This is a genomic window from Sulfurivermis sp., assembly GCF_059410345.1.
Genome location: NZ_JBLJDO010000005.1, coordinates 56,821 through 69,888 on the forward strand (window position 1 = coordinate 56,821; position 13,068 = coordinate 69,888).

Below are 13,068 nucleotides of genomic sequence, written 5' to 3' on the forward strand. Positions count from 1 at the left end.
GGTGGATCCGCTACAGCGCATACGGTGCCGGAGCGATGATGGGCGACCGTCCCAGCACCAGATCGGCCAGCAGCCGCGCCGATGCCGGCGCCATCACCACGCCGTTGCGGAAATGACCGCTGTTGATGAACAGTCCCGCCACCTCGGGATGCTGATCTATATAAGGTACGCCGCTGGGAGAGCCCGGCCGCAGCCCGGCCCAGTGCCGCTCCACCTCGCACGCGCGCAATGCGGGCACCAGCCGGAACGCCGCCGCTTGCAACTCCTCCCGCGCCGCCGCCGTGGTGGAGTCATCGAACCCCACCTCTTCCATGGTGCTGCCCACCAGCACCCGGCCGTCACGGCGCGGGATGACATAATGCCGCTCGCCCAGGATGATGCGCGACACCCGGCCCGGCGCACCCTTGAACAACAGCATCTGCCCGCGCACCGGGCGAATCTCCGGCCGTATCCCCAACCCCGCCAGCAGCCGGCCGCTCCAGGCCCCCGCCGCCACCACCACCACCTCGGCAGCCCATTCGCCCCGCGTCGTCACCACCCCAGCCACCCGGCCATCGCGCACCCGCAGGTCGGTCACCTCACACTGCTCCTCGATCACCCCGCCCTGCTTCACCAGGGCGGCGCGGGCCGCCTGCACCAGGCGCGGATTGCGCACCTGCGCCACCTCCGGCATCCACAGCGCCGGTCCGCTACCTGCGGCCAAGGCAGGTTCGCACTGCGACAGCGCCTCCCCCGCCAGCCCTTCCAGCCGGTAACCGAAGCGGCCCGCCCAGTCGTCTGCCATCCCCCGGTCGGCGGTGTCCAGCAGCACCATCCCGCTCCGCGTCCACTCCGGGTCGACCCCGCCCTCGTCGCGCAGCCGCAACACCAAATCCTCATAGACACCCTGGCTCCAGCGCGCCAGCTCCGTCACCGCGTCGGGGTAACGCCAGGGATAGAGCGGCGACAGTATGCCGCCACCGGCCCAGGACGACGCCCGCCCCACCGCCCCCTGTTCCAACAGGCGCACCTTCGCGCCGGCGGCCGCCAGTTCCCGCGCCGACAACAGGCCAATAATCCCGCCACCTACCACCACGCAATCAGACAACTCGGACACTCCCATCAATCCTGCGGTCATTGCCTTGCAACAACCGACCTACAACAGCAGCCGCAGGGTAAAACAATCCACCGCCGACCGGTAGCTCATCGGCCCCGTCCACCCGTCGCGCCAACCGCGCCGCCCGTCGACTGCCCATTCCACCGCCGAACCACTGTGCTAGTGTTCTGCTCATGAAAAACGTACGCGGATTTACCATGGTCGAGCTGATGGTCACCCTGGTGGTGCTGGCCATCGTACTTTCGCTCGCAGTCCCCAGCTTCAACTCCTTGATCCAGGACAACCGCATGACAACACGTGCGAACGACGTGGTCACGGCACTGAATCTAGCGCGCAGCGAGGCCATCAAGCGTGGCGCAAACGCCACTGTCACAGCGACGGGCGGCAACTGGAATAACGGCTGGACCGTTGCGGCCGACGGCACTGATCTTCGTGTATTTCCCGCCGTCGCCGGCACCATAACCATCACGGGGAACGCAGCCGCCATCACCTATCGCGGCAGTGGCATGGCCAGTCCACTGACCGTTACGGTCTGCGATAGCGGCCGTACCGGCGAAACCGGCCGCCAAATAACCGTCGCGGCTGCCGGCCGGGTAACCATGGCCAATTTCGTGTGTAACTAACGACCCGATGAGACAGACACCGACCATGAATCGTCAGAATCCGCGCATAGGGCAGCAAGGCTTCAGCCTGATGGAGGTCTTGGTCACGGTGCTGATCCTGGCCATCGGCCTGCTCGGCCTGGCCAGCTTGCAACTCAACGCCCTGCGCAACAACACCAGCGCCCAGGAACGCTCGCAGGCCACCGTCCTTGCCTATGAAATGGCCGACCGCATGCGCAGCAACCGCGTATCGGCCCTGGCGGGGGCTTATGATATCGGCTTGGGGGTTGCCGCCGGGACACCCACGGACTGTGCTACGGCGGCATGCTCACCCGCCCAGCTGGCAGGGTTCGATACCGCACAATGGAAAGATGATGTGGCCCGGCTACTCCCCGCCGGAGATGCTGCGGTCGGCACCGATGCCGGCGGCGTCGTCACCATCACCATCCAATGGCTCGACGATCGTGCCTCTGACGCTACCGTCACGTTCACGATGAGCACGGTACTGTGATCATGAAACAGCGGGCAATTATCCATCAAAACGGCCTCAGCCTCATCGAAATGATGGTGGCCATCGCCATCAGCCTGATCCTCCTGGCCGGCGTCATCCAGATTTTTCTCGGTAGCAAACAGAGCTACCGCCTCAATGAAAACATGTCGCGCATCCAGGAAAGTGGTCGCTTCGCCATGGAGTTTCTGGCCCGGGATATGCGCATGATTGGCTATCAGGGGTGCGCCAGCCTGGATTCCGTACAACCCAATATCATCGCTGATCCTCCTCCGCCGGGAGGCTTTAGCAACGACGTCGTTGTTACGGGCATGGATAATGTTGCCAACATCAGTATCGGTGGGCTCCCGGTCACAGACGGCACCGACATAGTCAACATCCGTCGTGGCGGTGGCTGTCAAGCACGACTGACGGGCAACATGGCGGCCAACAACGCCAACATCCAGCTCATCGCCAACCCAGCATGCTTTTCCGCTGGTGATATCTTGCTGATTACCGACTGCAAGGATGTCGATATCTTCCGCGCCAGCAACGTTTCGCAAGGCGGCGGCAGCATTACCATTGCCCACGCTCAAAACGTCAACATAACCAACTTTCTTTCCAAGGCCTATAACACCGAGGCCTTCGTGATGAAGTTCATGGATTTCAATTATTTTATTTCTGGTGAAACACTGTACCGCGACACCCAGCCACTGGTCGATGGGGTGGTCAACATGCAGATACTCTACGGTATAGACACCGACAATGATCGCGCTCCCAATCAATACGTCGCGGCGGGCGCCGTAGCGGATTGGAGCACCGTGGTCGCCCTGCGTGTCAGCCTGTTGCTGGCCGGTCCTGACAACGGCGTAGTGCCCGCTGCCCAAACCGTCTTCTACGATGGACTGGATCAAGTCATGCCCGATCGGCGCCTGTACCGAACCTTCACCAACACTGTCGGCATTCGCAACCGCCTGCCCTGAGGTATGACGACATGGCCCCGCTTAACAAAACCCGCTTTCCGCAGTACACGCCGGTCTATCGCGCCCAGACCAGGCAAAAGGGCGCCACACTGGTTGTCGCACTGATTATCCTATTGCTTATGACCATCATCGGCACCGTCGCCATGCAGGGGACAACCCTGGAAGAACGCATGGCCGGTAACACCCGCGACATGAATCTTGCCTTTCAAGCCTCCGAGGCCGCATTGCGCGCCGGCGAAGGCTGGCTGAATAGCACCGCCAATCTGGCAAGCGCCGAAACCGCTACCCCGTTGCGTTGCCCCCTCAACTGTCCGGATCCGGAGAACTGGAATGGCGCCACCCCTGCGCCCACCGGCTCGGTGGCCGGCATCGGCTCTGTCGCGGCAGACCCTGTATATCATGTCGGACCACCCGTCCTGATACGCGTCAATCCAGGCGCCCTGCCACCAAAGTTTCGCAAGCGTTATGAAGTTACGGCCTACGGTGTGGGTGGCAGCGCAGCGACTATCGCCATCGTGCAATCGTCCACCATCGATCCCTAATCTCGCATTACCGGGGCCATCTAACGCCGACCCCCGATTCAAAGCGCGTTTTCAAGGAGAAGCACCATGAAGACCCCTATCACCCATCTCCGTCGTCTCAAGGGGCTGACCCTGGGTCTGGCCCTGGGCCTCGCCACCCTCGCCCCGGCGCAGGCCCAGGTCGATATCGCCAGCTCGCCGCTGTTCGTCACCTCGAGCATCGAGCCGAACATCATGTTCGTCCTCGACGACTCCGGTTCCATGCATTGGGAAAATATGCCGGACGAGCATATTTCGAACGAGTCGTACTACATGTACGGACGCATAGACAACCTATACAGCACTGGCAACTACACCAACCGCGCCCCCAGCTTTGCAGATACCCATGTGTATGGTGCGTTCACCCGTACACCGCAATTCAATACCGTGTACTACAACCCAGCCATCACCTACACCCCTTGGCCCCAGGCCGCCAACAACGGCACGCTAATGCCTGCTGCCGTCCCCACGGCGGCCTTCCACAACCCGCTACGCCCTGCACTTGGTACACGTAATCTGACTGCGAACAACACGAGAAACTCTAGCTGGGCTAACTGTACCGGCATCACCCGTAACGCGGTTACCAATGTTTTTTCGTTCTCCGGTTGCACAACCTTCACTGCCAGTCAGACCTTCTATCCGGCCGTTTACTTTTGGCACGATGGCAGTGCCAATTACGCCTGGGCCAATTTCACCAGAGTTGAAATCCGCAACACTACCCCCACGTACACCGGCCATGGCCGCGAAAACCGTTCTGACTGCGCTGCCGCACCGACCTGTACCTATGACGAGGAAATCCAGAACTTCGCCAACTGGTACACCTACTATCGCTCTCGCATCCTGGCCGCCCGTGGGGGCATCAGCCGTGCCTTCGCCCAGCAGGGCGAGGGCATGCGTGTGGGTTATGCCACTATCAACGCCGGTAGTTCTACCGTGGATGGTGTTTCCACCGCCAAAATCGTACGTGGCGTGAGGCGATTTGCCAGCACGGCCAGAACAGACTTTTTCAACCTGCTTTATGATCGCGATATCCCCGCGTCAGGTACACCACTGCGCCAAACATTGCAGGCAGTCGGCAACTATTTCAGCCGCACCGATAACCGTGGCCCATGGGGCGCCAATCCGGGCACCAATGACACCACACCACACCTACAATGCCGCCAGAGTTACTCCATCCTGATGACCGACGGTTATTGGAACGGCCCCGATCCCTCCCCCTCCATCGGCAATTCCGACAATAGTAACGGCCCGATCCATACTGCACCGGATGGCAGCACATTCCAGTACATCCCCAAAGACCCGTACCGGGATGGACGGACCAATACGCTGGCCGATGTCGCCATGCAGTATTGGAAAACCGACCTGCGTACGGACCTCGCCAACGAGGTCCCCACCAGCCCGCAGAATGAGGCCTTCTGGCAGCACATGGTTACCTACGGCGTGGGCCTGGGCGTAACTGGCTCAGTCGACCCGCAGGAAGCCTGGGATGCAGTGGCCAACGGAACGGCCATCAGCTGGCTGGATCCCTATTCCACTAATCCAGCCAAAATTGACGATTTGCTGCACGCCGGCATCAATTCGCGCGGCGGCTTCTTCAGTGCCGGCGATCCGGAGACCTTTGCCACAGAGCTTAGCGGCGTACTGGACGCCATCGTGGCCCGCGTGGAGAGTTCTGCCACGGCCGCCGCCGCCAGCTCGGCATTCCTGCACACCGGCACCAAACTCTATACCGCCGGCTTCCGTAGCGGCGACTGGTCCGGCATGCTGTCCGCACACAACATCAATCCTGACGGAAATCTGGGCGGATTGGCGTGGGATGCGGAAACACAATTGCGGGCGACAACACCTGCCGCACGCAATATTTTCACGCGCAACAGTACCACCAACACCACCGTTGCCCTCGAGTTGGCCAACCTGAGCACCGCGCAGCAGACTGCACTCAACCGCTCTTTGACCAATACTGTGGACGGCTTAGGCGCCAACCGTATCGACTGGCTGCGCGGCAACGACACGGCCCACGTCTCCTTCCGCAGCCGTTCGGGCAGTGGCGAGTTGCGTCGTATGGGTGACATCATCAACTCCAATCCCCAGTTTTCCGGCAACATCGACTTTGGCTATCGTCTGCTGCCGGGTACCGAGGGTACGAGTTACATCACCTTCCGTACCACCGCTCCCATCACCACTCGCCCGGACATGATCTATGTGGCGGCCAATGACGGCATGCTGCACGCCTTCCACGGCGATACGGGCGCAGAAATCTTTGCCTACATGCCTAGCTCCCTGCTCCTGCCGGAAGGGGCGGATACGTTTGCCCGCATCAACCGCCTGATGGATCCCAACTATACCCATCGCTATTTCATGGATGGTACGGCGGCGGTCAGCGACGCCTACGCCACCTCCTGGGCCAACGGCGGTAGCGGCGGCTGGCGTACCGTGCTGGTGGGATCCATGGGTGCCGGCGGACGTACCGTCTACGCACTCGATGTCACCAATCCCACCGCCACGGGCAACAAGGTGCTGTGGGAGTTCAACGATGCGGATCTCGGTTACAACGTCGGTCAACCCGCCATCGTGCGCATGAACAACGGTGATTGGGCCGCCGTGTTTGGTAATGGCTACAACAGCGACAATCATCGTGCCGTGCTGTACATCGTGCGCCTGCGCGATGGCGCGTTGTTGTCCAAAGTGAATACCGGCGTCGGCAGCGCCGCCGCTCCCAACGGGTTGGCCTCGCCGCTGGCCTCCGACTGGACCGAGGATGATCTGATTACCCGCCGCATCTACGCTGGCGACCTGCAAGGCAATCTGTGGCGCTTTAACGTATCCGCTACCAACGCCAACTCCTGGAACCTCGCGGGTAACCGCATGGTTCTGTTCCAGGCCAGGGATGCCGGGGGAACACCGCAGCCCATCACCACACGGCCTGGCGCACGCCCGCTGCTGAATGTTGAATACAATCCGCTGATGATCGTGTTCGGTACGGGTAGTTTCTTCCGCGATCAGGACAGCACCTCAACCCAGGTGCAGACGCTGTACGGCGTCATCGATACCGCGACCCTGGTCAATCGCAACGAGTTGCTGCAACAGGAGATTACTTGGCAGGGCAATGTCACGTTTGACAGCTACAACTACACCGTACGCTCGGTGTCCAGCAATGATGCCTCGGTGACCCATAAGGGCTGGTATCTCGACCTTATATACGCCGGTAATGCCGAGGGTGAGCGCGTGATCAGTGCACCCACCTTCCCGACCGGGCTAACCCAGAATCGGGTCCGTTTCAGCACCTTGATCCCGAACGAAGACCCCTGCAGCAGCGGCCGCAGCGGCTTCATCATGGACCTCATGCTGGCCGATGGCGGCGCCAACCAGTTCGCTGTGTATGACCTGAACCGGGATGGCTACTTCACCGCCAATGAAAACTACAGTGGCCTGGGTGGTGGTACCGGTGAGGAACTGGTCACCATCCGCGATGCTGGTATAGAGCGTGGCTATCTAGGCGACGGTACGGTCTTGCCGCCCATGAGCATCGGCGGTAAGGAGGGGCGCGAGTCCTGGCGACAGCTGCGCCCGGCCATTGATGATTAATCTGGAGCTTGGCGCGGAAACCATACGCACACACGGTGTCATTGAGGATACATATCATGGTCAAATTGGGGATCGCACTAGCCGCACTGCTCTGCTTCATATCGGTGAGCGTGCTGGCGCAACCGAAGCTGCTAGGCGAGTTGGAAGCCTCGGACAGCAAACAACGCATCATTCAGGTAGGTGGTGAGTCGTTTAATGTTGCTAGAGGCGTCAAGGTAACGGCGGAAGACGGTCGGATTGTCGACCCATTCTTGCTGCGGGCGGGTCAGCCCATCGGGCTTTCGTGGCGTGAGTCAGATACCACCAGGACGATTACACATATCTATGTATTTGATCGGTTGCCACAATAGGAATGTATTACTCAGCCCACTCTTAAGGTGTAGGTCTCATGAAAAACAGACAGCGCGGATTCACCCTGATTGAATTGATGATCGTCGTGGCCATCGTCGGCATACTCGTCGCCATCGCCTACCCTGCCTACACGGAGCAAATACGCAAATCGAGACGCGCCGATGCGCAAGCTGCCCTGATGGGGCTTGCCAACGCCATGGAACGCCATTTCACGGCCAACAGCACTTATGCGACCGCAGCAGATGGCGCGGGGGTTCCACTGGTTTATGCGACTCAGGTTCCCATTGACGGAGGCACCGCCTATTACAACCTGCGTGTCACTGCCGCCAACGGTACGACTTACACACTACAGGCCACAGCCGTCGGCAGCATGGCCAGTGACGCGGATTGCGGCAATCTGACCCTCACATCGACGGGCGTTCGCGGCAAGTCAGGCTCGAAAGACTTGGATTACTGCTGGCGGCGTTAAAGGGTATCGTTCTGCGCAGGGGCTTGGTGAGCGCAGCTACGCCAGGCGTAGACCAACAACCTGTCGAGTAACAAGAACCGGGCCGCAAGGCCCGGTTTCTTTTCAAGCAGCGCAAAATTGGCAAACATCCTGCGGCAAGATCAGCCCTTGCGCAGTTCCTTGGGCAGCGGAAAGGCATGACTCTCCGTCACGCCGGCGTCTATTGCGAACTCATCGGCCCCTAGGGCACGCAGACGATCAAGCACCTGCTGCACCAGTATTTCCGGTGCCGAAGCGCCGGCAGTGACCCCGATTACGCTTTTTCCCTGCAACCACTCTGCCCGCAGTTCGTCAGCGGTATCGATGAGATAGGCTGGCGTGCCGCTGCGCGCAGACACCTCGCGCAGGCGGTTGGAATTGGAGCTGTTGGGTGAGCCGACCACCAGCACCACGTCGCACTGTGCCGCCAATCTCTTCACCGCATCCTGCCGATTCTGGGTGGCATAGCAGATATCGTCCTTGCGCGGCCCCTGGATGGCCGGGAAACGCTCGCGCAGGGCGCCGACTACGGCGGCGGCATCATCCACCGAAAGCGTCGTCTGGGTAACATAGGCCAGGTGCACCGGATCCTTCACCCGCAGTTTGGCGACATCAGCGGCATTCTCCACCAGATAGATAGCGCCCTTGTCGCCCCCTTCGTACTGTCCCATGGTGCCCTCCACCTCGGGATGTCCAGCATGGCCAATCATGATCACCTCATGGTGGGCATGGGCGTGACGGTCCACCTCGATATGCACCTTGGTCACCAGGGGACAGGTGGCGTCGAATATGCGCAGGCCGCGCCGCTGCGCTTCCTGCTGTACGGCGCGGGGCACGCCGTGAGCGCTGAATATGACCGTGGCGCCATCCGGCACCTCGTCCAGTTCCTCCACGAACACGGCGCCCTTGGCACGCAGGTCATCCACCACATAACGGTTGTGCACCACTTCGTGGCGCACATAGATGGGTGAGCCGAACAACTCCAGCGCGCGCTCAACGATGTCGATGGCGCGATCGACGCCGGCACAGAAGCCGCGTGGACTGGCGAGAATGACCTTCACGACGCCACCGCCAGGATTTCCACCTCGAAGGTCAATGTGTGTCCCGCCAGAGGATGGTTGAAGTCCACCGTCACCCGCGCCTCGTCGATCTCGATCACCGTGCCCGGCACCTCGTCGCCTGCGGGCGTGGCAAAACCTACGATCACGCCCGGCGCCAAGTCCATCTCAGCGGGAAAATCGTCGCGTGGCATCACATGCACTGCCTCCGCGGCGGGATAACCGAAACATTGTTCCGGGCTGACGCTGTATGTGGCGCGCTGACCGGCCTGCATGCCGAGTAAAACGTGTTCCAGTCCTTCCAGCATGGTGCCATCACCCAGGGCAAAGGCCAGCGGCTCACCGTCGCGGCTGCTGTCCGCCTCGGTGCCGTCCTCCAGGGTAATGGTGTAGTGCAGCGTGACGTGGCTGCCAGGGGCGATTACCGGGGCCGTATTCATACGCGACTCCAACGAGTTATGTGCAGCAGAGTATAGATGGGCAACCAGACCTCACCAGGCAGCTATGACTTGTGCTCACCACGAAAGGCGTCGACCAGCAACATAATGGCCCCGACACTGATGGCAGAATCGGCCACATTGAAGGCGGGCCAGTGCCAGTCACCATAGTAGACGTCGACGAAATCCACGACGTAGCCCAAGGTGACGCGATCCCACACGTTACCCAACGCGCCGCCGAGCACCAGCGCCAAGGCCACCGCCAACCACAACTGGTTGCGCCGCAATTGGCGCAGCCACCAGGCCAGCGCCACGCTCACCGCGATGGCGACGGCGACGAAGAACCAGCGCTGCCAGCCCCCGGCCTGGGCGAGAAAACTGAAGGCGGCACCGGAATTGTGCATCAGGGTCAGGTTGAACAGCGGCAGCACCGGCACCGGTTCGTGCAGCACCAGATGGGCGCTGGCCAGTGCCTTGGTGATCTGATCGAGCGCGATCACCGCGACGGAAAGCCACAACCATTTCAGCATCGCCTACCTCAAACTGCCGCAGAATGGGTTGGTGAACAGGTTCACGCGAAACGCCGCACTTCACCGCTACCGGCGACGTTGTCGATACAGCGACCGCACAGCTCCGGATGCTCGGCGTGGCTACCCACATCCTCGCGCAGGTGCCAGCAGCGTACGCACTTCTGATGCGCCGACGGTGTCACCCGCACCCACATCTCATCCTTGCCGGTCAGAGTGAAATGCACCGCATCGGCCGGCGGCATATCCGCCAGATGGATACGGGCGTAGGAGGTGATCAGCACGAAACGTAGCTCATTGCCCAACTTGGCGAGGGCATCGTGGAGTTCGCGGCCGCACCACAGATCCACCTCCGCCTCGAGGCCGGAGCCGATGCCGCCGGCCACACGCACTCGCTCCAGCTCCTTGTACACCAGTTCACGCACCTCCATCACCAGCGCCCAGTACTCCATGCCCATGCCCTGCTCGTCGCCCAGTGCAGGGAAGTCATACCAAGTGGCGAGGAACACCGACTCGCCGCGCCGCCCCGGAACCGCCGCCCAGATCTCCTCGGCGGTAAAGCTGAGGATCGGCGCCAACCAGCGCGTCAACGCCTCGACGATGTGATACAGCGCAGTCTGCGCGGAACGGCGCGCCAGCGAGTCACGCTGGGTGGTGTACTGGCGATCCTTGATGATATCCAGATAGAAGGCACCCAGGTCCACCGAACAGAAGTTGTGCACCTTCTGGTAGATGAGGTGGAACTCGTAGTCGTCATAGGCCTGTACCACTTCCTGCTGCAACTGCGCCGCACGCGCCACCGCCCAGCGATCCAGCGGCAACAGCTCGCTGGCCGCGATGGTATCGCGTGCCGGATCGAATCCGGCCAGGTTGGCGAGCAGGAAGCGCGCCGTGTTGCGGATACGGCGGTAGGCATCGGCGGTGCGCTTGAGGATTTCGTCGGAGACGGTCATCTCACCGCGGTAGTCGGTGGACGCCACCCACAGGCGCAGGATGTCGGCGCCGAGACTGCTCACCACCTTCTGCGGCGCCACCACATTGCCCTTGGACTTGGACATCTTCTGGCCCTTGGCATCGACGGTGAAGCCGTGGGTCAGCACCTGTTCATAGGGCGCGCGGCCGTGGATGGCGACCGCGGTGAGCAGCGAGGACTGGAACCAACCGCGGTGCTGATCGGAGCCTTCCAGATACAGGTCGGCCGGCCAGCGCAGATTATCGCGCCGCTCCAACACGCAGGCATGGGTTGCACCGGAATCGAACCATACATCCAGCGTGTCGGTCACCTTATCGTAGTTGGCCGCCTCGGCGCCGAGCAATTCAGCGGCATCGAGATCGAACCAGGCATCGATACCCTTTTGCTCCACGCGCCTGGCCACCTCCTCGATCAGGCGCGAGGTATCCGGATGCAGTGCGCCGGAGGTCTTGTGCACGAACAGGGCAATGGGCACGCCCCAGGTGCGCTGGCGCGAGATGCACCAGTCGGGCCGCTTGTCCACCATGCCCTCGATACGCGCCTGGCCCCAGTTCGGGATCCAGCGCGTCGCCTTGATGGCATCCATGGCGCCGTTGCGCAGGCCATTCTGCTCCATGCTGATGAACCATTGCGGCGTGGCGCGGAAGATGATCGGCGTCTTGTGACGCCAGCAATGCGGATAGCTGTGGCGCAGGGCATGGGCATGCACCAGTGCGCCGCGCGTGCGCAGCACCTCCAGCACCGCATCGTTGGCCTTGAACACGTGCTGGCCTTCGAACAGCGGCGTACCGGGTAGGAACTTGCCGTCACCGCCCACCGGATTGTCCACCTTGAGGTTGTAGCGCGAACCGACCACGTAGTCTTCCTGGCCATGACCCGGCGCCGTATGCACCGCACCGGTACCGGCCTCGAGGGTGACATGCTCGCCGACAATGATCGGCACCTCGCGCGCGTAGAACGGGTGTTGCAGTTTCAAGCCTTCCAGCGCGGCGCCCTTGCAATAGGCGATGACACGATAGTCGGCCACGCCGTAGCGCGCCATGGCATCCTTCACCATCGGCTCGGCCAGCACCAGCCGCTCCGGGCTATGCTCGCCGACGCCGTCGCACTGCACCACGGCATAATCGAATTCGGCGTTGAGCGCCACCGCCTGATTGGCGGGCAGGGTCCACGGCGTGGTGGTCCAGATCACCACGCTGATCGGCCCCTTACCCTCATGCTCAGCCACATGATGGGCGCGCGCCATGAAGGCCACTTCATCCAGCACGGCGAAACGCACATCGATGGCCGGCGAGGTTTTGTCCTCGTATTCAACCTCGGCCTCGGCCAGGGCCGAGCCGCAGTCCACGCACCAGTGCACAGGCTTGGAGCCCTTGTGCAGATGGCCGCGTTCGATGATGCGGCCGAGGGAACGGATGATGTCCGCCTCGAACTTGAAGTCCATGGTGAGATAGGGATTGTTCCAGTCGCCGAACACACCAAGGCGCTTAAAATCCTCGCGCTGGCCGTTCACCTGCTCCGCGGCATACTCACGGCAGGCCTTGCGAAAGGCCGCCGGCGTCACCGCCACACCGGCCTTGCCGATACTCTTCTCCACCTGCAGTTCGATGGGCAGGCCGTGGCAGTCCCAACCCGGCACGTACGGCGCATCGAAGCCGCTCAGGGTGCGCGCCTTGACGATGATGTCTTTCAGTACCTTGTTCACCGCATGACCAATATGGATGCTGCCGTTGGCGTAGGGCGGACCGTCATGCAGGATGAACTGGTCGCGGCCCCGCCCCGCCTGGCGCAGCTTGCCGTACAGGTCCATCGTCTCCCAGCGCTTGAGCATGTCCGGCTCGCGCTTGGCGAGATCGCCGCGCATGGGGAAATCGGTTTCCGGCAGGTTCAGTGTGTGCTTGTAGTCGCTCACGGTATGTCAC

The 13,068-nt window shown here is 61.7% G+C and carries 12 protein-coding genes; 7 read left to right on the forward strand and 5 right to left on the reverse strand.

The annotated features are described in order from the left end of the window. Positions 1-10 precede the first annotated feature (10 nt). Positions 11-1,096: a glycine oxidase ThiO gene (thiO, locus tag ACMV8A_RS05810; RefSeq protein ID WP_495324823.1), complete on the reverse strand. Its 1,086-nt coding sequence runs from the start codon at positions 1,094-1,096 to the stop codon at positions 11-13. A gap of 173 nt (positions 1,097-1,269) precedes the next feature. Between thiO and ACMV8A_RS05815 the strand changes: the two genes are divergently transcribed. The 7 genes from ACMV8A_RS05815 (at position 1,270) to ACMV8A_RS05845 (ending at position 8,133) form a co-directional block, all read left to right on the forward strand. Continuing rightward, positions 1,270-1,719 (forward strand): GspH/FimT family pseudopilin, encoded by a 450-nt coding sequence (locus tag ACMV8A_RS05815; RefSeq protein ID WP_495324824.1) that lies wholly within the window; start codon positions 1,270-1,272, stop codon positions 1,717-1,719. Between the two features lie 25 nt (positions 1,720-1,744). Continuing rightward, complete coding sequence (pilV, locus tag ACMV8A_RS05820; protein WP_495324825.1) at positions 1,745-2,209, forward strand: type IV pilus modification protein PilV; 465 nt, start codon at positions 1,745-1,747, stop codon at positions 2,207-2,209. A gap of 2 nt (positions 2,210-2,211) precedes the next feature. Beyond that, entirely contained in the window at positions 2,212-3,168 is a 957-nt protein-coding gene (locus tag ACMV8A_RS05825; protein WP_495324826.1) for a PilW family protein, read from the forward strand. A gap of 11 nt (positions 3,169-3,179) precedes the next feature. Then, a complete protein-coding gene (locus ACMV8A_RS05830) occupies positions 3,180-3,710 on the forward strand; it encodes a pilus assembly PilX family protein (RefSeq protein ID WP_495324827.1) in 531 nt (176 codons plus the stop codon). A 66-nt stretch (positions 3,711-3,776) separates the two neighbouring features. Continuing rightward, the gene (locus ACMV8A_RS05835; protein ID WP_495324828.1) at positions 3,777-7,313 is read left to right on the forward strand and encodes a pilus assembly protein; all 3,537 of its coding nucleotides are present in this window, start codon (positions 3,777-3,779) and stop codon (positions 7,311-7,313) included. Positions 7,314-7,369: 56 nt separating this feature from the next. Further along, on the forward strand, positions 7,370-7,663 hold the full coding sequence (locus tag ACMV8A_RS05840) for a hypothetical protein (RefSeq protein WP_495324829.1): 294 nt from the start codon (positions 7,370-7,372) through the stop codon (positions 7,661-7,663). A gap of 38 nt (positions 7,664-7,701) precedes the next feature. Next, entirely contained in the window at positions 7,702-8,133 is a 432-nt protein-coding gene (locus tag ACMV8A_RS05845) for a type IV pilin protein (protein ID WP_495324830.1), read from the forward strand. A gap of 140 nt (positions 8,134-8,273) precedes the next feature. On the opposite strand, the gene ispH is transcribed toward ACMV8A_RS05845, so the two are convergent. The 4 genes from ispH to ileS all read right to left on the reverse strand — a co-directional run bounded on the left by ispH (position 8,274) and on the right by ileS (position 13,058). After that, positions 8,274-9,212 carry a 4-hydroxy-3-methylbut-2-enyl diphosphate reductase gene (gene ispH / locus ACMV8A_RS05850; protein ID WP_495324831.1) on the reverse strand — a complete coding sequence of 313 codons (939 nt, stop codon included), beginning with the start codon at positions 9,210-9,212 and terminating at the stop codon, positions 8,274-8,276. Next, a complete protein-coding gene (locus tag ACMV8A_RS05855; protein WP_495324832.1) occupies positions 9,209-9,649 on the reverse strand; it encodes an FKBP-type peptidyl-prolyl cis-trans isomerase in 441 nt (146 codons plus the stop codon). Before ACMV8A_RS05855 ends, ispH begins: the two co-directional genes overlap by 4 nt. 62 nt (positions 9,650-9,711) lie before the next feature. After that, the gene (lspA, locus tag ACMV8A_RS05860) at positions 9,712-10,176 is read right to left on the reverse strand and encodes a signal peptidase II (protein WP_495324834.1); all 465 of its coding nucleotides are present in this window, start codon (positions 10,174-10,176) and stop codon (positions 9,712-9,714) included. Positions 10,177-10,217: 41 nt separating this feature from the next. Next, positions 10,218-13,058 carry an isoleucine--tRNA ligase gene (gene ileS, locus ACMV8A_RS05865; RefSeq protein ID WP_495324835.1) on the reverse strand — a complete coding sequence of 947 codons (2,841 nt, stop codon included), beginning with the start codon at positions 13,056-13,058 and terminating at the stop codon, positions 10,218-10,220. Between the last annotated feature and the right edge of the window lie 10 nt (positions 13,059-13,068).

Bases quoted from the DNA above. Each gene is read 5' to 3' on its own strand.
- ACMV8A_RS05845 (WP_495324830.1), top strand. From the start codon at position 7,702: ATGAAAAACAGACAGCGCGGATTCACCCTGATTGAATTGATGATCGTC.
- ACMV8A_RS05830 (WP_495324827.1), top strand. From the start codon at position 3,180: ATGGCCCCGCTTAACAAAACCCGCTTTCCGCAGTACACGCCGGTCTAT.
- ACMV8A_RS05855 (WP_495324832.1), bottom strand. From the start codon at position 9,649: ATGAATACGGCCCCGGTAATCGCCCCTGGCAGCCACGTCACGCTGCAC.
- lspA (WP_495324834.1), bottom strand. From the start codon at position 10,176: ATGCTGAAATGGTTGTGGCTTTCCGTCGCGGTGATCGCGCTCGATCAG.
- pilV (WP_495324825.1), top strand. From the start codon at position 1,745: ATGAATCGTCAGAATCCGCGCATAGGGCAGCAAGGCTTCAGCCTGATG.
- ACMV8A_RS05815 (WP_495324824.1), top strand. From the start codon at position 1,270: ATGAAAAACGTACGCGGATTTACCATGGTCGAGCTGATGGTCACCCTG.
- ACMV8A_RS05840 (WP_495324829.1), top strand. From the start codon at position 7,370: ATGGTCAAATTGGGGATCGCACTAGCCGCACTGCTCTGCTTCATATCG.
- ACMV8A_RS05825 (WP_495324826.1), top strand. From the start codon at position 2,212: ATGAAACAGCGGGCAATTATCCATCAAAACGGCCTCAGCCTCATCGAA.
- ACMV8A_RS05835 (WP_495324828.1), top strand. From the start codon at position 3,777: ATGAAGACCCCTATCACCCATCTCCGTCGTCTCAAGGGGCTGACCCTG.